The organism is Stenotrophomonas sp. RS-48 (genome assembly GCF_030053245.1).
Classification (GTDB): Bacteria; Pseudomonadota; Gammaproteobacteria; order Xanthomonadales; family Xanthomonadaceae; genus Stenotrophomonas; species Stenotrophomonas maltophilia_P.
In genome coordinates this window covers 47,664-67,778 of the sequence record NZ_JASGBV010000071.1, presented here as the reverse complement: position 1 = coordinate 67,778, position 20,115 = coordinate 47,664, and the positions used below count along the sequence as shown (strand labels likewise).

Annotated in this window: 19 protein-coding genes and 1 pseudogene; 13 read left to right on the top strand and 7 right to left on the bottom strand. The window is 68.1% G+C overall.

The features are described from left to right. From QMZ25_RS13715 to QMZ25_RS13690, 6 genes and pseudogenes are all read left to right on the top strand, one after another. A pseudogene (locus QMZ25_RS13715) lies at positions 1–442 on the top strand (histidine kinase); the annotation flags it as partial. Between the two features lie 172 nt (positions 443–614). Then, positions 615–3,749, top strand: coding sequence for a TonB-dependent receptor (locus QMZ25_RS13710; protein ID WP_283219794.1), 3,135 nt, complete (start codon positions 615–617; stop codon positions 3,747–3,749). Between the two features lie 54 nt (positions 3,750–3,803). Next, positions 3,804–4,568 carry a Slam-dependent surface lipoprotein gene (locus QMZ25_RS13705; protein ID WP_053516287.1) on the top strand — a complete coding sequence of 255 codons (765 nt, stop codon included), beginning with the start codon at positions 3,804–3,806 and terminating at the stop codon, positions 4,566–4,568. A gap of 91 nt (positions 4,569–4,659) precedes the next feature. Next, positions 4,660–6,114, top strand: a complete 1,455-nt coding sequence (locus QMZ25_RS13700; RefSeq protein WP_283219793.1) for a surface lipoprotein assembly modifier — start codon at positions 4,660–4,662, stop codon at positions 6,112–6,114. 145 nt (positions 6,115–6,259) lie between these two features. Further along, a complete protein-coding gene (locus QMZ25_RS13695) occupies positions 6,260–6,664 on the top strand; it encodes a response regulator (protein ID WP_065176179.1) in 405 nt (134 codons plus the stop codon). Positions 6,665–6,673: 9 nt separating this feature from the next. Beyond that, positions 6,674–8,269: a PAS domain-containing protein gene (locus QMZ25_RS13690; RefSeq protein WP_283219792.1), complete on the top strand. Its 1,596-nt coding sequence runs from the start codon at positions 6,674–6,676 to the stop codon at positions 8,267–8,269. 29 nt (positions 8,270–8,298) lie between these two features. Here QMZ25_RS13690 and QMZ25_RS13685 read toward each other — a convergent pair whose 3' ends face one another. Next, on the bottom strand, positions 8,299–8,523 hold the full coding sequence (locus QMZ25_RS13685; RefSeq protein ID WP_283219791.1) for a hypothetical protein: 225 nt from the start codon (positions 8,521–8,523) through the stop codon (positions 8,299–8,301). A 166-nt stretch (positions 8,524–8,689) separates the two neighbouring features. On the opposite strand from QMZ25_RS13685, the gene QMZ25_RS13680 reads away from it, so the two are divergent. From QMZ25_RS13680 to QMZ25_RS13670, 3 genes are all read left to right on the top strand, one after another. Continuing rightward, a complete protein-coding gene (locus QMZ25_RS13680; protein WP_053516277.1) occupies positions 8,690–9,106 on the top strand; it encodes a host attachment family protein in 417 nt (138 codons plus the stop codon). 5 nt (positions 9,107–9,111) lie between these two features. Continuing rightward, positions 9,112–9,435 (top strand): thioredoxin family protein, encoded by a 324-nt coding sequence (locus QMZ25_RS13675; RefSeq protein WP_053516275.1) that lies wholly within the window; start codon positions 9,112–9,114, stop codon positions 9,433–9,435. A 91-nt stretch (positions 9,436–9,526) separates the two neighbouring features. Next, entirely contained in the window at positions 9,527–11,881 is a 2,355-nt protein-coding gene (locus tag QMZ25_RS13670; protein ID WP_111186897.1) for a GH92 family glycosyl hydrolase, read from the top strand. Positions 11,882–11,915: 34 nt separating this feature from the next. On the opposite strand, the gene QMZ25_RS13665 is transcribed toward QMZ25_RS13670, so the two are convergent. Then, positions 11,916–12,659 (bottom strand): SDR family oxidoreductase, encoded by a 744-nt coding sequence (locus tag QMZ25_RS13665; RefSeq protein WP_065182361.1) that lies wholly within the window; start codon positions 12,657–12,659, stop codon positions 11,916–11,918. A 107-nt stretch (positions 12,660–12,766) separates the two neighbouring features. Here QMZ25_RS13665 and QMZ25_RS13660 point away from each other — a divergent pair, with 107 nt between their 5' ends. Beyond that, positions 12,767–13,660 (top strand): LysR family transcriptional regulator, encoded by an 894-nt coding sequence (locus QMZ25_RS13660; protein WP_283219790.1) that lies wholly within the window; start codon positions 12,767–12,769, stop codon positions 13,658–13,660. Here the strand turns inward: QMZ25_RS13660 and QMZ25_RS13655 are convergent. The 5 genes from QMZ25_RS13655 to QMZ25_RS13635 form a co-directional block, all read right to left on the bottom strand. After that, positions 13,620–15,014, bottom strand: a complete 1,395-nt coding sequence (locus tag QMZ25_RS13655; protein ID WP_283219789.1) for a heavy metal sensor histidine kinase — start codon at positions 15,012–15,014, stop codon at positions 13,620–13,622. The genes QMZ25_RS13660 and QMZ25_RS13655 overlap by 41 nt on opposite strands. Further along, the gene (locus QMZ25_RS13650; protein ID WP_283219788.1) at positions 15,011–15,709 is read right to left on the bottom strand and encodes a heavy metal response regulator transcription factor; all 699 of its coding nucleotides are present in this window, start codon (positions 15,707–15,709) and stop codon (positions 15,011–15,013) included. Before QMZ25_RS13650 ends, QMZ25_RS13655 begins: the two co-directional genes overlap by 4 nt. Positions 15,710–15,740: 31 nt before the next feature. Beyond that, entirely contained in the window at positions 15,741–16,625 is an 885-nt protein-coding gene (gene copD, locus QMZ25_RS13645) for a copper homeostasis membrane protein CopD (protein ID WP_283219787.1), read from the bottom strand. Positions 16,626–16,634: 9 nt separating this feature from the next. Beyond that, the gene (gene copC, locus QMZ25_RS13640) at positions 16,635–17,012 is read right to left on the bottom strand and encodes a copper homeostasis periplasmic binding protein CopC (protein WP_053516266.1); all 378 of its coding nucleotides are present in this window, start codon (positions 17,010–17,012) and stop codon (positions 16,635–16,637) included. A gap of 116 nt (positions 17,013–17,128) precedes the next feature. Then, positions 17,129–17,617, bottom strand: a complete 489-nt coding sequence (locus tag QMZ25_RS13635; protein ID WP_283219786.1) for a MerC domain-containing protein — start codon at positions 17,615–17,617, stop codon at positions 17,129–17,131. A gap of 31 nt (positions 17,618–17,648) precedes the next feature. Here QMZ25_RS13635 and QMZ25_RS13630 point away from each other — a divergent pair, with 31 nt between their 5' ends. From QMZ25_RS13630 to QMZ25_RS13620, 3 genes are read left to right on the top strand one after another with little or no spacing between them, the layout of a single operon-like run. Further along, entirely contained in the window at positions 17,649–18,179 is a 531-nt protein-coding gene (locus QMZ25_RS13630) for a DUF2796 domain-containing protein (RefSeq protein WP_065182333.1), read from the top strand. After that, positions 18,176–18,868: an ATP-binding cassette domain-containing protein gene (locus tag QMZ25_RS13625; protein ID WP_065182332.1), complete on the top strand. Its 693-nt coding sequence runs from the start codon at positions 18,176–18,178 to the stop codon at positions 18,866–18,868. The genes QMZ25_RS13630 and QMZ25_RS13625 overlap by 4 nt, the downstream gene beginning before the upstream one ends. Then, positions 18,861–20,114, top strand: coding sequence for an ABC transporter permease (locus QMZ25_RS13620; RefSeq protein WP_283219785.1), 1,254 nt, complete (start codon positions 18,861–18,863; stop codon positions 20,112–20,114). The genes QMZ25_RS13625 and QMZ25_RS13620 overlap by 8 nt, the downstream gene beginning before the upstream one ends. Position 20,115 lies beyond the last annotated feature (1 nt).

Genomic DNA, 20,115 nt, shown 5'->3' with positions numbered 1-20,115 from the left:
CGAGGCCGGCGGTGGCCTGGTGCGCGACATCGGTACCGCGTTCAGCGTTTCGTTGCAGGACGCGGTGGTGACCGCCCAGGTCAGCGAAGGGGTAGTGGACGTACATCCCGGTGATGGCAGCCTGCAACGGCTGCATGCAGGGCAGGCACGCGCGTTCCGTGACGGACGCTGGCTGCAGCCGGTGAGCAGCCTCGCCAGCGACGCGGTGGCACCCTGGCGGCGCGGTGAGGTTGCCATCGACGATCTGAGCGCGGCGCAGGCCATCGAACGGTTGGCGCGCTATCGGGCCGCACCGGTCTGGGTGCTGGGGACAAAAGCGGAGCAGATCCGGGTCAGTGGCCTGTTCCATCTGCGCCAGCCGGACCCGGCCATCTCCGCAGTGGCGGCCCAGGCGGGCCTGCGCGTGCAGCGGCTGCCGGGTGGCGCGCTGGTGGTCTGGTGATGCAGGCAGGGTCTAGATCGCGATGAAAAAAGCCTGAAAAAAGCGTGGGCAGCCTGCAGCGTGCGCTGTCTATAGAGGTACAGCCAGAGCGAAACACCGTTTTTCCTCAAGCCAGACACACCACCGGCAGCGGCTGTGCCCGTGGTTTCCCCACGCTTGAGGAGTTCCGTCCATGCCGTCCACGGCGTCTGCCTGTCACCGTCGCGCCACCACACTGGCCCTGGCCATCTGCACCGCACTGCTGCCGCTGGCCCGGGTGCCGGCCGCGCAGGCGCAACCCAGCACAGCGGCGGCGCTGCGCCAGTACGCCATCCCGGAGCAGTCGCTGGCAGACGCGGTACGCGCGTTCGGGCGCCAGGCCGATGCGCAGGTGGTGTTCCGCAGCGACCTGGTCGAAGGGCGTCGTTCCAGCGCAGTGCAGGGCCAGTACAGCCAGATGCAGGCGCTGCAGCGGCTGCTGCAGGGCAGTGGGGTGCGTGCCCAGCGAGGCCTGGATGGCACCTGGAGCCTGCGCGCCGCGGCGGACGCAGCGCAGGCATCGGCCGAGGGGGAAGGGGTGCGGGTGACCGATACGCTGGACGTTGCCGGTCGCCTGCAGCCGGAAGGCGGCGAAGCGCGCGATCGCCGTGGCTATGACGACGTGTTCGCGCTGGACCTGACCACGGTGTATTCGGGGCGGGACCGGGTGGAGCGCTTCCGCGGCGCCAACCCGGCCGACGTGGTCAAGGATCTGGTCGGCGTTTTCAGCGGCGATGCGCGCAACAGCGGCGCGCTGGACATCAACATCCGCGGCATCCAGGGGCCGGGGCGGGTGCCGGTGAGCATCGATGGCGGTGAACAGGCCCTCACGGTCTGGCGGGGCTACAACGGCGTCAGCAACCGCAACTACATCGATCCCAACCTGATCGGTGGCATCCAGGTCATCAAGGGGCCCGGCCTGGTGCGTGACGTGCACAGCGGCATCGGCGGCGCGCTGGTCATCAGGACCATCGACATCGATGACGTCGTGGCGGCCGGCGAACGCTTCGGCGGGGAGCTGAAGATCGAAGGCAGCAGCAACGCGGTGGCGCCACGCCTGCCACGCCTCCACAGCGGCGAGGACTACCGGACGGTGCCGGGTTTCCCGCAGGGGTCGCCGAACTCGCCCTATGACGACCGTACCCTGGTGGTGCCGGTGCAGTCGCGCAGCGGCAACAATCCGTTCGATGGCGAGGACCAGGCGTGGCGACTGGCGCTGGGCCTGCGCGGCGAGACGGTGGACGTGATGGCGGCCTATGCCTGGCGCCGGCGTGGCAACTATTTCTCCGGCAGCCAGGGCAGCGACTACTACGACCAGGACCCACGCGAGCAGTACGAGTACCAGGGCATCGACTACATCACCACGCTGGCCCGCTACTTCAAGCCGGGTGATGAAGTGCCCAATACGTCGAGTGAACAGGAGTCGTGGCTGCTCAAGGCGACGTGGCAGATCAATGACGACCAGCAGCTGAAGGCGAGCTGGCGGCACACGCTCTCGCACTACGGCGAGATCATGCCTTCGCGCATCCTGTCGGCGCCGGACTACGGCCGCATCCAGTGGCCGTTGAGCCGCGTCGACTCGGATGCCTGGAGCCTGGAGTATCGCTGGCAGCCGGCCGGCAGCCGCTGGCTGGATCTGTATGCCAATCTGTGGCGCACCGAGACCGACAGCGATACCTATACCGCGGGCGGATTCCCCAACTTCGCGCCGGGCAATCCGCAATGGGACCCTGAAGCCAGCCCGATCCTGCGCAACACCGCTCTGGCCAACGCGCGCAACGATCGCACCGGCCTGACGGTCAGCAACCGCTTCGCGTTGCACTCCAGCCTCGACCTGACCGTAGGGGGCAACTGGCAGTACGAGAGCCTGGGTTCGCGCGATCCCTACTTCGGCACCACTGATGGCTGGCGCATGTTTCCGCGTGCCGGCCGCCGCCAGGAGGGCGAGGGCTACCTCAACCTGGAATGGCGTCCGCTCGATGTCATCACCCTCAACGCCGGCGTCCGCTACAGCCGCTACTGGGCCTTCGACGACTTCCTCGACGCGCACCCGGAGCTTCTGACCAAGGGGGTGGGCAGCAAGCAGGCTACCTATCGGGTCAACGAGCTGCCCGAGCGACCGGCCAGCCTGCAGGCAGAGATCGATGCGCTGGAAGCAGAACGCGAGTTCTGGGAGAGCATCGGCATGGGCTCGGTGATCGATGATTCGATCCGGGGACTGCTGGCCTATTACGAAACACCGCAGGCAGTGGAGCACAACATCGCGTGGCTGCCCGACGCCAACGGCAACTATGCCCGCGCCACCAACCCGTGCCTCAACGGCGAGGTGGCTGCGATCCCGGGCGTGCTGCCGTTGTTCGCCGGCAGCGACCTGGTCTGCAGCATCGGCAACACCGTGCAGGCGCGGCCGGTGGATGGCAGCAACCGGCGCCAGCGCGATCACGCGTGGCTGCCCACTTTCTCGGCGACGGCGCATCTGTCGCCGGCCGCGCGCATCTACCTGCGCTACAGCGAAGCAGTGCGTTTCCCGAGCATGTTCGAAAGCACCATCGCGTTCTCCAGCAGCCTCAACCCGCTGTATGACCTCAAGCCGGAGCATGCCTACAACTACGAGCTGGGTTACGTGCACGACCTGTCGGCGCTGTTCGGAAACACCGCCGATGCCGACGTCAAGCTGGCCTATTACGTGCACAAGACCCGCAACGTGATCGAGCGCGATGCCTACTTCCTGTTCGACAACATCGACAAGCAGACCATCCGCGGCATCGAACTGCAGGCACGCTTCGACAACCGCCGTTTCTTCACCGATCTGGGCATCGCCCGCACGCTGGAGAACGAGGTCTGCGATGAGAGCAGTGCCGTGCTGCTGGATGCCAACCGTGGCCTGGTCCCGAACTGCGTGCAGGACGGGTTCGTCAGCGGCTACCTGCTGACCCAGGCGATTCCGAAGCTGTCGGTCAACGCGTCGCTGGGCACCCGCCTGCTCGACGAACGACTGGAGCTGGGCAGCCGCATCATCCACTACCGGCGCCACGAAAACCCGGACCTGCAGGCCTACCGCGACCGGTTGCTGGCCGGTGGCAGCAGCCTGCTCTGGCAGAACGTGCCCTTCACCTGGGGAAACATCACCACGGTGGATGCGTATGCGCGCTGGCGCTTCAACGAGCACGCCAGCGTGGAGCTGGTCGGCAGCAATCTCGGCAACCGCTACTACGTCGACCCGGCCACGCGGTCCACGCTGCCGGCGCCGGGCCGCACCCTCAAGCTGGGCATCACCGCACGCTTCTGAGCACCTGCATTCAAGCGTTGTACCCGTAGTTCCCTCAACCCAAGGAGCAACACCATGAAAATGATCTCCCGTTCCGTCCTGGCGGTCGCCGCCTCCTTCGCCCTGGCCGGCGCGGCGCAGGCAGCCGACATCGTCGGTGCGGCCAGCCCGGTGACCGATGCCGAGCTGTATGTCGCCGTCGGTGATTCCCAGGTCAACGGTGGCCCGCACTCGGCCGGCAAGGCCGGTATCGGCGTCGGCACCGTGTCCAACGCCCGTCGCGTCGATTTCCAGGGCCTGGCCAGCTATTCGGTGCCGACCACCGTCAATGGCACCACCGTGCGCACGCTGGCCATGCCGATCACCGGTGCGCCGGGCAGCCACTCGGGCATGGGCCACTTCAACTTCGTCAAGGTCGGCAGTGGCGATGTCTGGTTCGGTGAATGGTCCAAGGACGGCGCCGCAGGTGGCTTCAACAACCGCCAGGTCTACTTCGTCGGCGACCGTGCCGGCACCACCCTGCCGGCCGGCGTGGCCACCTACAGCGTGGCTGGCCTGAACAAGTTCAACGGCAGCAACCTGCTCAGCGGCACCTTCCGCGCCAACTTCGGCACCGGCACTCTGCTGGGCGGCCTCAGCGGCGGTGGCCTGTCGGTCAACATCAACGCCACCATCAACAGCGCCACCGCCTCGTTCGCAGGCGCGGCCACCGCCAACGGTTCGGTCAGTGGCACCACCCAGGGCCAGTTCTTCGGTGCCAATGCCGCCACCCTGGCCGGTATCGCCACCTTCGCCGGCAACAGCCAGTACGACACCGCCTTCGGCGGCAGCAAGAACTGATCGCCACGCCCCTGACGGGGCAGGGCAGGGACAAGCCGCGATCCGCCAGTCCCTGCTTCGGCCCGCTGCATCGCTTCACACCGGATCGACCATGCGCCTCCCTCTTTTCTGCCTCCTTCTGCTGGCGCTGACCGCCACGGCGCACGCCCAGCAGGATGACCTGCGCCGCGTGCTGGAGCAGGGCAACGACGTGCGCCATCAACGCCAAGACCAGCAGCGGCTGCAACAGGCCGAACCGGATCGGCCGACCGTCACCCTCGATGGCCGGACCCTGCGCGTGGAGCGCACGGTCGACGACCTGGGCCAGGCGCTGTACCTGTCGTTGCAGCACCAGCAATGGCCCGCCGCGCAGGCCTTCCTGCACGAGTACATTGAACTTCCCGGCCATGACCCGCTGCTGCGCCACTACGCGCAGGGCGCGCTGGCGCGGGTTGCGGGCGAGCATCATCGCGCGGCCCTTGAGTACGAGGCCCTGCTGGCCCGGCAGCCGGATTTCCTGCCTGCGCGGCTTGAACTGGCGCGGGTCTACGCCGAGGACCAGCGTGACCGGGAGGCGACGTCGCTGTTCACCGCGATCGCCGCCGACATCGATGACCGCGACCCTGCCACCGCCGGCGTGCGCGGCCGGGTGCAGGGGTATCTGCAGGCGCTACAGGCGCGGCGGCGCTGGAAGGGCGCACTGTCCGCCGGACCTGCATGGAGCGACAACATCAACCGCAGTTCGGCCAGCCGCACCTGCCTGTTCGGCGTGGGTGAGGACTGCATCATCGAGCGCAGGTTGCCCGATGCCCAGCGCGCACCGGGGGTGGACTACGACGGCAGCCTGGAACGCCGCTGGGCACTGGCCGGCCACCACGGCCTGTATGTGCGCGGGTTGGCCTTCGGCCAGGCATGGAAAGACAACCGCGCCTACAACGAACTCAACGCCACTGTGCAGGCGGGCTACAGCTGGCGCAGTGCGCGGCACACCCTGCTGCTGGCCCCCGGCTACGACTATCAGGCACTGGGCAACCGTACCCTGCAGGGCGCCGCAGGCGCGCATGCGGAATGGCAATACGCACTGGACCCGCGCAGCCTGCTGAAGCTGGAGGCGGACTGGAAGCGCCAGCGCTATTGGCAACCGGGGCTGGCCGACAACTACGATGGCGCGATGGGAGCACTGTACGCCACCTGGTTCCGTGCGCTCACTGCGCGCTGGACCGTCTTCGCGGGCATCGATTTGGCCGACAGCGGAGCGGCCGACGCAGCCAATGCCTATCGCCAGCGCGGCCTGCGCGTCGGCGCGGCGCGGCAGTGGAGCGGCACGACTGCCACGCTGTTCCTTTCGCTGCGCGAGCGCAGCTACGATGCCTGGAGTCCGCTGCTGGAAGCGCGCCGGCACGACGACGAGCAGAACCTCATCGCGCTGGTACGCAGCGAACGGCTGGCGGTGGCAGGCCTGGTGCCCAGCCTGAGCCTGCGCTACACCCGCATCGACAGCAATGTGGACTGGCTGTACAGCCATGACCGCAGCCTGCTGAGCCTGAAATGGGAGCGTGCGTTCTGACCGCGGGCCGGGCACACAGCGTGTTTGGCCGAGGTGAATGCGATCTCGCTGTTGTCTTCATCCGTCATCACGCGTTCTTGTAGGGCAACTCGCGCATCCTGCGGGCATTGCGGCCGGATGGGCCGCGCGTGTCAGGGAGTACAGCGTGCTGGAGTCGGGCGATGAACGGGAGGGGCTGCAGGGGCTGCGGGTGCTGGTGGCCGAAGATGAATTCGCCATTGCGATGTTCCTGGCCGACTATCTGCAGCTGAAGGGCGCGCACGTCGTGGGCCCGGCCGGTGACCTGCGCGAGTTGGCGCGTCTGGTCGATGATCACCCGATCGACGTCGCCCTGCTGGACATCAACCTGGGTGGTGAGCAGGTGTACCCGCTGGCCGACCGCCTGTCCGAGGCGGGGACGCCGTTCCTGCTGACCTCCGGTTACGACGACAACCTGCCGAGCCGCTTCGCCAGCGCGCCGCGCTGCCCCAAGCCCTACCATATCGACGCGTTGGCCCGGCAGCTGGCCGGACTGGTCGCCGCACCGCGGGCTGCTGCGGGCAAGGTCTGACTGCGCGGCATGGGCCGGCGATTGGATACCGCTGCTCGCTCGTCCGTGCGCGGCACAGCACCTCCGGCACATCGTCTGGGTGGACTGCATGACGGCATGGATGTGCGCATCGCGCGCCATGACTGGTCAGGGACGCCGCTTGGCCCGACTGGGCGGTGGCCGGCGCATCTGCGCGCCACCGTGGACATGATGCTGGCTCATGGGTTTCCCATGATCATCCTGTGGGGCCAGGAGCTCATCCAGCTCTACAACGACGGCTATGCCGAGATCCTTGCCGACAAGCATCCCGCTGGCCTGGGGCAGCCCACCCGCGACTGCTGGCCCGAGGTCTGGCACATCAACGGGCCGATCTACGACCGGGTCTGGCAGGGTGAGACCGTCACGTTCGAGGACAAGTTGTACCCGCTGGCCCGGCAGGGCCGGCTGGAGGACGTCTGGTTCACCATCACCTACAGCCCGCTCCGCGGCGAGGAAGGGCAGGTGGGCGGTGTGCTGGTCACCATGTTCGAGACCACGGCAGCGCACGTGGCACAGGCCGCGCGTGAGCGCGAGGAGCGGCGGCGGCAGGAGAGCGACCGGCGCCTGGCGCTGGTGTTCAAGGTATTGCCGGTCGGCCTGTGCATTGTCGATGCGCAGGGGCGGATGCAGCTGTCGAACGACCAGATGCGCGCCTATCTTCCCAGCAGCCAGGTGCCCTCGGCCGATCCGGTCAACCAGCACCGATGGCAGGGCTGGCATGCCGATGGCAGCCCGATCGCCCCCGAGGATTTCGCCATCGCACGGGCCCTGCGCGGAGAAACCGTGGTGCCCGGACTGGAGTTCCAGTTCACCCACGATGATGGGTGTGTCCGCTGGACGCGGGTCGCGGCGGCGCCGCTGCGAGATGTCGACGGCGAGGTGACCGGCGTGTTCGCCATCGCGGTGGACATCGATGATCTCAAGCGTGCCACCGAGCGGCAGGCGGTATTGCTGGCCGAGCTGCAGCACCGCGTGCGCAACATCATGGCCACGATCCACGCCATCGCCTGGCGCACACGCGAGTCGGTCGACAGCGTGGACGAGTACGCTGACCGCCTGTGCGCACGCCTCATGTCGCTTTCTCGCACGCAGACCCTGCTCACCCGCAGCGCCAATGCCGGGGTGAGCCTGCGTGGCATGCTGGACCAGGAGATCGCGGTGCAGGGACACGCGCCCGACGGATTCCTTCTGCAGGGCGAGGAGGACGTGCTGCTGCCGCCCAAGGCGGCCGAGGTGCTGTCGCTGGCGGTCCATGAACTGGCCAGCAACGCGCTCACGCACGGCGCATCGGTGCACAGCGATACGCGGATCGAGGTGTCCTGGTCGGTGCAGGACATCGACGGTGAGGCTTGGCTGGACCTGCACTGGTGCGAGCGGCGCGCGGTGAACGACGACTGGGTCGTCCCGTCGCATCGCGGGCTGGGTCGGGCGCTGGTCGAACAGCGCATTCCCTACGAGCTTGGCGGTAGCGGCGAACTTGCGTTCTCACCCCAGGGCGTGGATGCGTGGATCCGCTTGCCGCTGCGCGAGCGCGACAGCCTGCTGCAGACCGATGCCACCTCCAGCCTGTCGCCGCCGCGCGGGTAGCGCCTGCGTTCCTTCAATGGCTGGCCGGGTCAGTGCGTGGCGGCTGCGCCGATCAGGGTGCAGGCGAGCGCCATCGCGACCGGTACCCCCAGATGACGCGTCGCCAGCGCGGTGCCCGTGGTCATCAGCGAAGCCAGGGCAATGCCGAGCGCGAGCACCGGCTGGCCCTGCAGGAACTGGTGGATGCAGCCGGCGCATCCAGCGACGGCCAGGCCAACGGCGAAGCAGACATGGAGCAGGGAGGCAGCATGCATGGGGGGGGCCTCGCGGTGATGCCGTGGGTAGCGGCCGGCGCCGGGGCAAGTTGAGCCGCGATCTTCCATTCCAACGAATGGATCACATTGTGTGCGCGCCACGGTTACGGTGGGCGACCTAGGGTGGTGCTGCAGAAACATTCGAAACCCGTACGAGGAGGCAGCGATGGCACGAACGATTCCCGAGGGGACGCTGGTGGTGGTGGCCGATGGTGGTTCGGCCCGGGTGTTCACCAATGTCGGCAGCGCGCAGCAGCTCACGCTGAAGCAGGAGGGCGAACTGCGGCTGCAGGACATCAGCGAGACGGGCGTCTCCGGGCAGGGCCCGGCCGGTGCCGTTCCCAAGGACATGTCCATCGCCCAGCTCAACGAAGCGACCTTCGCCAAGCAGGTGGCCGAACAGCTCAACGAGGATGCGCTCAACAACCGCTATGCCCACCTGCTGCTGGTGGCCGACCCCACCACGCTCGGACGGATCCGTCCGCTGCTGCACAAGGAGACGCAGGCACGGTTGCTGGGCGACATCGCCAAGGACCTGACCAACGCGCCGCTGGCAGACATCCAGCGCAGCCTGGCGGGGTAACGCCTGTGCCCTTCATGCGCACGCACCTGTCCAGCGAGCCGTCACGCGCCGAAGTGGAGGCGCGCGACGGCTGGCAGCTGCTGGAATTCGGCGCGCCCTGGTGCGGCCATTGCCAGGCGGCACAGCCGGCGCTGCAGGAGGTCGTGGAAGCACATGATCTGGCGCACTGGAAGATCGAAGATGGGAAAGGGCGGGCGCTCGGGCGCTCGTTCCAGGTGAAGCTGTGGCCCACGGTGATCCTGCTGCACGACGGCCGGGAAGTGGCACGCGTGGTGCGTCCGCGCGTGCGTGCCGATCTCGCCGCGCTGGAGGGCGCGCTGCCCGACTGAGGGCACGCTGCACCGGGGACTGCGGCCGCACTGCAGCATGCGATGCACGGGCACTGGTGCTAGCATCGGTACACCATCTGAATCGATCCAAATGCCGATGCCCACGCTGGACCGTCGTCTCCTGATCGCCTTCGCCGCCACCGCCATGCTCGCCTCCGGCGCGGCCTGGGCAGCGCCTTCGAAGTCCGCCGCCGACAAGGCGTATGCCTCGGTGGACCCCTTCATCGGTACCGGTGGTGAAGGGCATACCTACCCCGGCGCGACGATACCCTTCGGCATGGTCCAGCTCAGCCCGGACACGCGCATCCAGCCGCGTGAGAAGGCCTACGGCTGGGCCGCCGGATACCGTTATGACGACAGCAGCATCGTCGGCTTTTCGCACACCCACTTCTCCGGCACCGGGCATTCTGATCTCGGCGACATCCTGGTGATGCCGTTCACCGGAAACCCGGGATTGGAACGCGGCGACCCCGAACGGCCCCGCAGCGGCTATGCGTCGCGCTTCCGCCATGACGACGAAAAGGCCGAACCGGGCTACTACGCGGTGACCCTGGACGATTACAAGGTGCGCGCCGAACTGACCACCAGCGCCCGGGTCGGTGTGCATCGCTACGCCTTCCCCAAGGGCGTCGATGCCAAGGTACTGCTGGACATGCGGACCAGCATGTACGACTACCCGGGCAAGGTGCTGTGGTCGCGGGTGCGGGTGCGTACGGACGGCACCATCACCGGTTTCCGCGAGACGCGCGGCTGGGCGCCGGGGCGCCAGCTGTATTTCGCCATGCGCTTCTCGCAACCGTTGGCAGGCCATGCGCTGCACAACACCGAGCAGGACATCGTGTACAAGGGCTTCCCGCCGCCGGGTGAGAAAGATCCGGCACAGCGCGCACAGATCGAAGGCCGCCAGCTGGTCGGCACGTTCGATTTCGGCAGGCTGGATGCTCCGCTGGTGGTGAAGGTGGCGATCTCGCCCGTGAGCGAGGCCGGTGCGATCGCCAACCTGGATGCCGAGGTCGCCGACTTCGACTTCGACCGCGTGCGTGCGCAGGCCCGGCAGGAATGGACGCAGGCACTATCGGTGCTGGACATCGATGCGCCGGAGCATGCGCGGCGCAGCGCCTACACCGCCCTGTACCACACGATGCTGGGGCCGACGCTGTTCATGGATGTGGATGGCCAGTATCGCGGCCCCGACAACGCCGTGCATGTCGCCAAGGGGTATGCCCACTATTCCACGTTCTCGTTGTGGGACACCTACCGGGCGCTGCATCCGCTGTTGACTCTGGTGCAGCCGGAAAAACGCAACAGCGACTTCATCAACTCGATGCTGGCGCACCACGAACACAGCCCGTACGGCATGCTCCCGGTGTGGTCGTTCCACGGCCTGGAAGACTGGTGCATGATCGGTTACCACGCGGTGCCGGTCATCGCCGACGCCTATGTGAAGGGCATCCGCGGCTTCGACGCCGCAAAGGCGCTCGACGCGATGGTGGAGACCGCCAATTACGGTCCCTACGACGGCATCGCGCAGTACCGTGAGCTGGGGTATGTGCCCATCGATGAAGAGGGCGAAGCGGCCAGCAAGACCCTGGAATACGCGTTCGACGACTGGACCATCGCGCGCATGGCGCAGGCGATGGGCAGGAGCGAGATCGCGGCGACATTCGACAAGCGTGCGGCGAACTGGCGCAATGCCTTCGACAAGGACACCGGCTTCATGCGTGCCCGCAAGCGCGACGGCAGTTTCCGCACCCCGTTCGATCCCAGCGCCAGCGGCTACGGCACCGACTACACCGAGGGCAATGCCTGGCAGTACTCGTGGTACGTACCGCAGGACGTGGCGGGCCTGGCCGCCGCGCATGGCGGCAGCGACCGGCTGCTGGCGAGGCTGGACGAGGTGTTCAACGCCACGGTCGATCCGGCGGTCTTCGAGCACATGGAAGACATCACCGGCCTGATCGGCTGGTATGCGCATGGCAACGAGCCCAGCCATCACGTTGCGTACCTCTACGCCCACGCTGGTCAGCCCTGGCGCACGCAGGCGCGCCTGAAGCAGATCATGGACACCCAGTACGCCGACCGTCCCGATGGCCTGGCCGGCAACGATGACGTGGGCCAGATGTCGGCGTGGTACGTGTTCACCGCGCTGGGCTTCTATCCGGTGGCGCCCGGCTCGGGGGAGTACATCCTGGGCCGCCCGTTCCTGCCGAGGACCGCCATGCGCCTGCCCAACGGCAGGACCTTCACCATCGTGGCCGAGGGGCTGGATGACAGGCACACCTATGTGGGCAGTGTCTCCCTGAACGGCAAACCGCTGCAGCGCACCTTCCTGCGCCACGACGAGATCATGGCCGGGGGCGAGCTGCGCTTCACCATGCAGGCCGAGCCGAACAGGGACTGGCCCGGGCAGGGCGCGCAGGCGCCGTACTCGATGTCAACGCCGTAACGGTAGCGCCGGGCCATGCCCGGCGGCTTTGCTGTCACACCATCCCGCCATTGGCTCGCAGCACCTGGCCATTGATCCAGCCGCCGTCGGTTCCAGCCAGGAAAGCCACCGCGCCGGCGATGTCGTCCGGCGTGCCCAGCCGCTCCAGCGGATTCATCTGCGCCAGGCGCTCGATCAGTTCCGGCGACTTGCCCTCCAGGAACAGGTCGGTCGCGGTCGGGCCGGGTGCCACGGCATTGACCGTGATGCCACGGCCACGCAGCTCCTTGCTGAGTATCGCCGTCAGGGTTTCCACGGCCGCCTTGCTTGCGGCGTAGACACCGTAGTTCTCCAGCTTGAGGCCGACCACGCTGGTGGACAGCGCGACGATGCGGCCGCCGTCGCGGACGCGTCGCGCGCTCTCGCGCAGCACGTTGAAGGCGCCCTTGAGATTGATGGCGGTGACCCGATCGAACAACGCGTCGTCGGTGGCTGACAGCGGCGCAAGCTGCAGCACTCCGGCGCTGTTGACCACCACATCGATGCCCTCGAATCGAGCCTCGACGGCATCGAACAAGCGGCTCACCGCCTGCGGATCGGCCACGTCGGCCTGCAGCGCAATGGCTTGGCCGCCGGCGGAGACCAGCTCGGCGGCCAGGGCATCAGCCTCTTCGCGGCGGCCGGCATAGTTGATCGCAACCGCATGGCCGTCGGCCGCCAGCCGACGCGAGATCGCGGCGCCGATGCCGCGGGAGCCGCCGGTGACCAGGGCGACGGTACGGGGAGAGGAGCTGGACATGAAGGCTTCCTTCGAAGACGCGCCCGCGTGGCGCCCCATCATCTTGCTGGTTCCTGCCGCCCGGATAATCATGGAGAATCCGACAACATCATCCGGATGTTCGAACAATGGATCGATTCACCGCCCTGCGCGCTTTTGTCCGTATCGTCGAACGTCGCAGCTTCACCCGCGCTGCAGAGGACCTGGGGCTGCCGAGGGCCACGGTGACCGACGCGATCAAGGCGCTGGAGCGGCGGCTGGGGGTGAGGCTGTTGCACAGGACCACGCGACGGGTGGTGCCGACCCTCGAGGGCGAAGCCTTCTATGGCCGCTGCCTGCGCCTGATCGCCGACATGGACGATGCCGAAGCCGCATTCCGTGATGTCCCGCCGCGCGGCACGCTGCGCATCGAAGTGCACGGAACGCTTGGTCGGCACCTGTTGTTTCCGCACCTGCCCGAGTTCCTGCAGAGCTATCCCGACATCGAGCTGGACGTGAGCGAGGGGGATCGCTACGTGGATCTGCTGCGCGAAGGCGTGGATGCCGCGCTTCGGGTCGGCACCCTGGCCGACAGCGATCTGGTCGCGCGGCGCCTGGCACTGCTGCGCGAAGTCACCGTTGCCTCACCGTCCTACGTGGGTTCGCATGGGCTGCCGGACAGCATCGACGCGCTGCTGTCCGGTCATCGGATGGTCGGTTTCCGTTCCGGTGCCAGCGGACAGTTGATTCCTCTGGAGTTCCAGCAGGCCGGGCAGGTGCGCCATGTGCCTCTGCCGGCAACCGTACGGGTATCCGGCGCAGATGCCTTCCTGGGGGCGGCACTGGCGGGGCTCGGCATCATCCAGGCGCCGCGCTACCGGCTGGATCCCTATATCGAACGTGGTCAGTTGCTGGAGTTGCTGGCGGAATCGCCGCCCACACCCAGCCCGTTGAGCCTGGTTCACCCGCGCAACCGCACGCCGTCGCCGCGGTTGCGGGTATTCATCGACTGGATTGCCGGCGTGTTTGCGCCGGACCGCTAGCGCCCGGCAGGGCCAGCTCGAACACGGTGCCCGATGCGTCGGAGACCACGCTCACCGATCCACCATGGGCCTGCACGATGGCGCGGGTGATCGCCAATCCCAGCCCGGCGCCCTCGTGCCGGCCGCGCTCGCCGCGGAAGAACCGGTCGAACAAGCGGGGCAGTGCCTGCATGGGAATCGGCGGACCGAGGTTGTGGACAGCAATCCGGCTCGTGGGCCCGGTGCCGTCCAGCCGCACCACGATCTCCGTACCCGGCGTGGCGTGCTGCAGGGCGTTGGAAAGCAGGTTGGCGACCGCCCGGTGCAGCATCAGGCGGTTGCCGTTGGCCTCTGCGCTGCCTTCCCGCCGCAGCGTGAGCTGGCGCTCCTCGGCCAGCAGATCGTAGAACTCCAGCAGCGCATCGACCATCGCATCCAGCGCCACCCCCTCGCGCGAGGGCAGGGCGCCGGGTGCTTCGGCCTGGGCCAGATAGAGCAGATCGCCCACGGTCTGTGCCAGCCGTTGCAGCTCTTCCGCGCAGGAGAGCAGCGTCTCGCGATAGGACTCGTTGCTGCGGGGGTGCGCGAGCACCACCTGCACCTGGGTCAGCATGTTGGTGATCGGCGTACGCAGTTCGTGGGCGAGGTCTCCGGAGAACCCGCTGAGGCGCTCGAAGTCCTGTTGCAGCCGCGCCAGCATCCCGTTCAGGCTCTGCGCCAGCTGTTCCAGTTCGACGGGCACGTGCTCGGCCGTGAGCCGGCGCTGCAGTCGTCCGGCGGTGATATGGCGGGCCTCGTCGGCCAGCGTGCGCAGTGGGCGCAGCGTCTGCCGCACGACGTAGCCCCCCAGCAGGCTGCTGGCCACCGCAGCAGTGACCAGAGCGACGGCCAGCAGGTGGCGGAAGCGCTGCAGGAAGTCGGCATGGCGCGCATCGTCGATCGCCAGCAGGGTGGCCAGGCGGCTGCCATCGGCCAGCGTCTGCCGCAGATTGAGGGCGTGCAGGCGGCTTCCGTCGGCCAGCGTCCAGTCATGGCGGCGCGGTTCAGTGTCGGCGGGTTGGGTCCGCGCATGCGCGCGCAAGGCCTCCGGCGCGGTGGAGAAGAGCACGCCGCCCTGCTCATCGACGATGTGGAAGGCGATATCGGGATGGTGGCGCAGCGCATCGCCCAGGCGCTGGGCGCGCTCATCGGACGTGCCGCTGCCGGCGAGGTCGGCGATCAACGCGGCCTTGTTCTCCAGTTCGGCGAAATCCTGTGCGACCAGATCATGGCGCGCGCTCAGATAGATCGCCACGCCCAGTGCAGCCAGCACCAGCGTACCGACCGTGGCGAACAGCACGGTGAGGCGGACGGCAATGGAGCGTGGCAGGCTCATTGCGGTTGCGCTGCTTCGGCCTCGGGTGCCTCCAGCACGTAGCCCATCCCGCGCACGGTGACCACCAGCTTTTCGGCGAAGCCATCGTCGATCTTGGCGCGCAGGCGGCGTATCGCCACATCGATGACATTGGTGTCGCTGTCGAAATTCATGTCCCACACCTGCGAGGCGATCAACGAGCGTGGCAGGACCTCGCCGCGCCGTCGTGCCAGCAGCTCCAGCAGCGCGTATTCCTTCGGGCTCAGTGTGATGCGCTGGCCACCGCGCTCCACGCGCCGGCGCAGCGTATCCACCACCAGATCGGCGACGACGATGCGGTCAGGCTGAGACTGGCCCTGGCCGCGTCGCAGCAGGGTACGCACGCGTGCCAGCAGCTCGGCGAAGGCGAAAGGTTTGGCCAGGTAATCATCGGCACCCAGTTCCAGCCCCTGCACGCGGTCGGCAATGCTGCTGCGCGCCGACAGGAACAGCACCGGCACCTGCCACCCCGCATCGCGCAGGCGCGACAGGACGTTCCAGCCATCGAGACCGGGCAGCATCACATCGAGGATGACCAGCTGGTACTCGCCGCTTGCCGCCAGATGCAGGCCGTCCACGCCGTCGCAGGCGAGATCGACCACGTAGCCCGCTTCGATCAGGCCCTGTCGCAGGTAATTGCCGGTCTTGGGCTCGTCTTCGACGATCAGCAGCTTCATCGTGTGCATGCCGGCCCGCGCAGCGCCGCCCTCATGCCAGCGGGTCCAGCGTGCCGAGCACGGCCACGCAGGCCAGTACCAGCAGCCCGAGTGCGGCCTCGAAGGTGAGGCTGTGACGCAGCGAGCGCAGCGGGCGGAACTGCCAGCCGCCACGGATGGCGGTGGCGAGTGCCGGCACCAGCCGCCAGCGGTGCAGCGCGGCCAGGCCGAGCATGCCCGCGACCAGGGCCAGCTTGAACAGCAGCCAGCGCCCGTGCGCGGTGTTGAACAGGGTCTGCAGCGAGCCCTGCAGATCCACGTAGGTATAGGTGCCGGTCATCGCCAGCAGGGCCACGATTACCGTACCGGGCAGGGCGAAACCATGCGCCACCTGCCAGAGTTCATGGGTGCGTTCACGCAGGGAAGGGCCCTGGGTGCGCAGGGCCAGATGCAGCACCGCGGCGATCGCGCCGACCCATGCGCCTGCGGCGAGCAGGTGGACGGTCCCGGCCGCCAGGCGCAGCGCACCGCGGATGCCGTCGCCGGCGGCGGCGTGGCCGTTCCAGGCCAGGCTTGCCAGGGCGACCGCCGAGAGCGGCAGCAGGATGACACGGCGTGCCCCGGCCACTTTCGCGCTTGCGGCAAGCAGCGGCAGCATTGCCAGCAGCGCCAGCGCACGCACCAGTGCCGCTTCGCCGACCGGTGTGGCGGTGGCGAACCATGCGACGGTCGCTTGATCGACCGCGGCAAGCGGAAGCCCCAGCACGCCTGTCACCCGCACCGCCGCGTCCAGCAGCACGACTGCCAGCGCGATCACGGCCAGTGGCAGGAAGATACGACGCGCAGGCGCAGGGCGGATGAACAGCATCCTGCCGAACAGCAGCATCAAGGCCAGGTACAACGCCAGCCGCAGGGCATAGGGAGACAGTTCGATCACCACCGCAGCTTACTTCACGCTGAAACGATAGTCGCCGGTGACGGGATGGCTGTCCTGGCCGACGGCGCGCCACTGCAGGCGATAGTCTCCGGCAGGCAGCGGCTTGGCGAAACTCACGACCAGCCGGTGACCATCGTCCGACACCTGCTGGGAAAGGGCAGGCATCGCCATCAGGGTGCGGCCATGGGCCATGCTCAGTTCGATGCGGGTGGCGCGCGGCATCACCCGCTCGCTGAAGGTCAGCTCGATGCGGTTGGCAGGCGCGACGCTGGCATCGGCGGCGGGCGTTGCCTTCACCAGGCTGGGGTGTGCAAGGGCCAGCGGAGCGGCGGCGACGCCCGGCAGCAGCAGGAGCAGAGCGGCGGAGCGGCGGAGCGAAGACGACATGGTGGGTGCCTGCAGGAATGGGGCGCTCAGGCTGACGGCGGGCACCTTTCGTGGCCCTGACCCGGACATTACCGATCTGTCAGGTTGGCCGGTGCCGGGCCGACCCGCCCTTCCCATCATCGGCGCGCGCGTGGGCAGGCACGCAGGGCGCGGCGGTTGCACAGGTGGGCCATCGCCAGCAGCGCACCGCCGCAGGCGGTGGCCATGCCGTGCCAGAGCAGCGATTCCTTCAGCGGTGGATACAGCGATGCGGACAACAGCAGGCCAGCCCCAGCCAGGGCCAGTCGCATCGGCAGCCAGTGGCGGTGCCGGCGCAGGCCCGCAGCGGTGCTGGCCAGCGCCAGCAGCGAGGCGAGCAACGCGAACGCCCACTCCCAGCGTGACATCAGCAGCAGGGTGGTCATCAGGGCATGGCCGGGGTGCTGGAACGAGCGCAACGCCATCATGGCCGCCGGGACGAAGGCCAGCAGCAGCGGCAGCGCGATGCAGTGCGCTGCGCAGGCCAATGACAGCCCTGCGCCGGCCAGATCGAAACGGGGATGCCAGCGTGCCGATGCTGGCGGCTGTGGCAGACCCCTTGCAGGAACGGTGGGGATGTGGTCCATAATGTTACATAGTAACACTAACGGTACCCTCATGAAGCTTCCCGCCACGTTTCTGCTGCTGCTTTCTGCGGCGTCCGCCCACGCCCATGAGGTGCGCCAGCAGGGCGCGCATGTGCATGGCCAGGCCACGGTCGATGTGGCGCTCGAACGGGGAACACTGGACCTGGCAATGCAGGCCCCCGGTATCGGCCTGCTCGATTTCGAGCGACCGCCCGCCACCCCGCAGGAGCGCGCCGCGCTCGCACGTGCGAAGGCACTGCTGAAGGAAGGCGCATGGGTCACCCTGCCGACTGCGGCCCAGTGCCGCCTTGCCGCCAGCAGCGTGGCCGCCGACGGATTCGCTGCAGACCCGATGCACGATGCCGGGCACCACGGCCACGCCGGCTTCAGTGCCGGACTGCGTTTCCAGTGCGCGCATCCGTCCGCGCTGCGGGTGCTGGTGGTCCGCCTGCCGGTGCTGTTCCCTGGCCTGCATGAGGTCATCGTCAACAGCACCACGCCCGCCGGACAGGCACGGCACGTGCTGACCGCCGAGACTCTGCGCGTGGTACTTGCGCCGTGAGTGCGGCGGTCATCGATGTGCAGGACCTGCGCTTCGCCTACGGCGATCGCCCGGTACTGGAGATTCCGGCATTGCGCGTCGATGCGGGCAGCAGCGTGCTGCTGCGCGGTGCCAGTGGCGGTGGCAAAAGCACCCTGCTGGGTGTGCTGGCCGGCGTGCTGCGCGCTCGCCAGGGCCGGGTCGACGTCGCCGGACACTCCCTGCATGCGATGAACGGTCCGGCCCGCGACCGCTTCCGTGCCGACCAGCTGGGCGTGATCTTCCAGCAGTTCAACCTGCTGCCGTTCCTCAGCGTGCGCGAGAACATCGCGCTGGGTCTGCGCTTCTCGCGGCTGCGCAGGCAGCGCGTCGGCGCAGCGCTGGACGAGGAGATCGCACGGCTGCTGCAGTCCCTGCAGATCGACCCGACGCTGATGGGCCGTCCGGCGGGCAGGCTCAGTGTCGGCCAGCAGCAGCGCGTGGCAGCAGCACGCGCACTGATCGGGCGGCCGCAGGTGCTGCTTGCCGACGAGCCCACCTCGGCACTGGACCGGCACGCGGCGGACGCGTTCGTGCGCTTGATGACGCGGCAATGCCAGGCCTGCGGCACCACCGCACTGGTGGTCAGCCACGATGAAAGCCTGCAGCCTCTGTTCGACCGGGTCATCGTCCTGGCCGAGATCAATCATGCCGGAGCTGCCCATGCTTGAACTTGCCTGGGCCAGCCTGCGCAGCCGCGCGCTCAGTGTTGCCCTCACGGTGCTGGTGATCGCCCTCAGCGTGGTTCTGCTGCTGGGCGTGGAGCGGGTCCGCACGCAGGCGCATGAAGGTTTTGCCAGCACAGTGTCCGGAACCGATCTGATCGTGGGTGCGCGCTCCGGACCGGTGAACCTGCTGCTCTATTCGGTGTTCCATATCGGTGATCCGACCAACAATGTCTCCTGGCAGTCCTATCAGGCGCTGTCGGCGCTGCCGCAGGTGAAGTGGTCGGTGCCCCTCTCGCTGGGCGATTCCTGGCGGGGCTACCGCGTGGTCGGCACCACCGGCGGCTACTTCGAGCATTACCGCTACGGTGCCGGTCATGAACTGGTCTTCGCACAGGGCGGGCCCTTCTCGGACCTGTACGATGCGGTGATCGGCGCGGAGGTGGCGCAGGCGCAGAACATCACGCCGGGCGACCCGATCGTGCTGGCGCATGGCACCGGGGCGGTGCCCCTGGCCACGCATGCCGACAAGCCGTTCCGCGTGGTGGGGATCCTGCATCGCACCGGAACACCGGTGGATGCGTCGGTACTGGTATCGCTGCCGGCGATCGAAGCCATCCACATCGACTGGCGTTCCGGCGTGCAGCTGCCCGGCCAGCATGTCAGCGCGGAGCAGGCGCGGCGGCTTGATCTGACCCCGACCAGCATCACCGCCTTCATGCTTGGCCTGAATACCCGCATCGCGACGTTCTCCGTGCAGCGCACGATCAATGACTATCCGGAGGAGGCGATGCTGGCGATCCTGCCGGGCGTCACCCTGCAGCAGTTGTGGCAATCGTTGGGCACGGCCGAGCGGGCACTGCGGTTGATCAGCGCGATGGTGGTGCTGCTGGGAATGGTCTCGCTGGTGGCGCTGCTGGTATCAACCCTGCAGGAGCGGCGCCGCGAGATGGCGGTGCTGCGCGCGGTCGGCGCGCGTCCGCGCTACATCGCCGGTCTACTGGTGGTGGAGGCGGTGGCGACCAGCGCGCTGGCGTGCGGGCTGGCACTGGCGGCGCTTGTGCTGGCCAGTGCCGTGGGACGCAGCTGGGCGCTGGCGCAGTATGGCCTGTCGATCACCCACGTCTGGCCGGATGCGCGCGAGCTGGGCTGGGTGGCGGGCCTGCTGCTGGTCAGCGCCGTGGCGGGCCTGCCGCCGGCCGCGCTGGCCTACCGGCGCACGCTCGCCGACGGTTTGGCGTCGCCGGGATGAG

What these genes read in the sequence shown, in the direction of transcription:
- QMZ25_RS13680 (WP_053516277.1), top strand. Translation starts at nt 8,690, where the DNA reads ATGGCACGAACGATTCCCGAGGGGACGCTGGTGGTGGTGGCCGATGGT.
- QMZ25_RS13710 (WP_283219794.1), top strand. Translation starts at nt 615, where the DNA reads ATGCCGTCCACGGCGTCTGCCTGTCACCGTCGCGCCACCACACTGGCC.
- QMZ25_RS13665 (WP_065182361.1), bottom strand. Translation starts at nt 12,659, where the DNA reads ATGTCCAGCTCCTCTCCCCGTACCGTCGCCCTGGTCACCGGCGGCTCC.
- QMZ25_RS13650 (WP_283219788.1), bottom strand. Translation starts at nt 15,709, where the DNA reads ATGAAGCTGCTGATCGTCGAAGACGAGCCCAAGACCGGCAATTACCTG.
- QMZ25_RS13685 (WP_283219791.1), bottom strand. Translation starts at nt 8,523, where the DNA reads ATGCATGCTGCCTCCCTGCTCCATGTCTGCTTCGCCGTTGGCCTGGCC.
- copC (WP_053516266.1), bottom strand. Translation starts at nt 17,012, where the DNA reads ATGTCGTCTTCGCTCCGCCGCTCCGCCGCTCTGCTCCTGCTGCTGCCG.
- QMZ25_RS13660 (WP_283219790.1), top strand. Translation starts at nt 12,767, where the DNA reads ATGGATCGATTCACCGCCCTGCGCGCTTTTGTCCGTATCGTCGAACGT.
- QMZ25_RS13635 (WP_283219786.1), bottom strand. Translation starts at nt 17,617, where the DNA reads ATGGACCACATCCCCACCGTTCCTGCAAGGGGTCTGCCACAGCCGCCA.
- QMZ25_RS13655 (WP_283219789.1), bottom strand. Translation starts at nt 15,014, where the DNA reads ATGAGCCTGCCACGCTCCATTGCCGTCCGCCTCACCGTGCTGTTCGCC.
- QMZ25_RS13690 (WP_283219792.1), top strand. Translation starts at nt 6,674, where the DNA reads ATGGGCCGGCGATTGGATACCGCTGCTCGCTCGTCCGTGCGCGGCACA.
- QMZ25_RS13670 (WP_111186897.1), top strand. Translation starts at nt 9,527, where the DNA reads ATGCCGATGCCCACGCTGGACCGTCGTCTCCTGATCGCCTTCGCCGCC.
- QMZ25_RS13700 (WP_283219793.1), top strand. Translation starts at nt 4,660, where the DNA reads ATGCGCCTCCCTCTTTTCTGCCTCCTTCTGCTGGCGCTGACCGCCACG.
- QMZ25_RS13630 (WP_065182333.1), top strand. Translation starts at nt 17,649, where the DNA reads ATGAAGCTTCCCGCCACGTTTCTGCTGCTGCTTTCTGCGGCGTCCGCC.
- QMZ25_RS13620 (WP_283219785.1), top strand. Translation starts at nt 18,861, where the DNA reads ATGCTTGAACTTGCCTGGGCCAGCCTGCGCAGCCGCGCGCTCAGTGTT.
- QMZ25_RS13705 (WP_053516287.1), top strand. Translation starts at nt 3,804, where the DNA reads ATGAAAATGATCTCCCGTTCCGTCCTGGCGGTCGCCGCCTCCTTCGCC.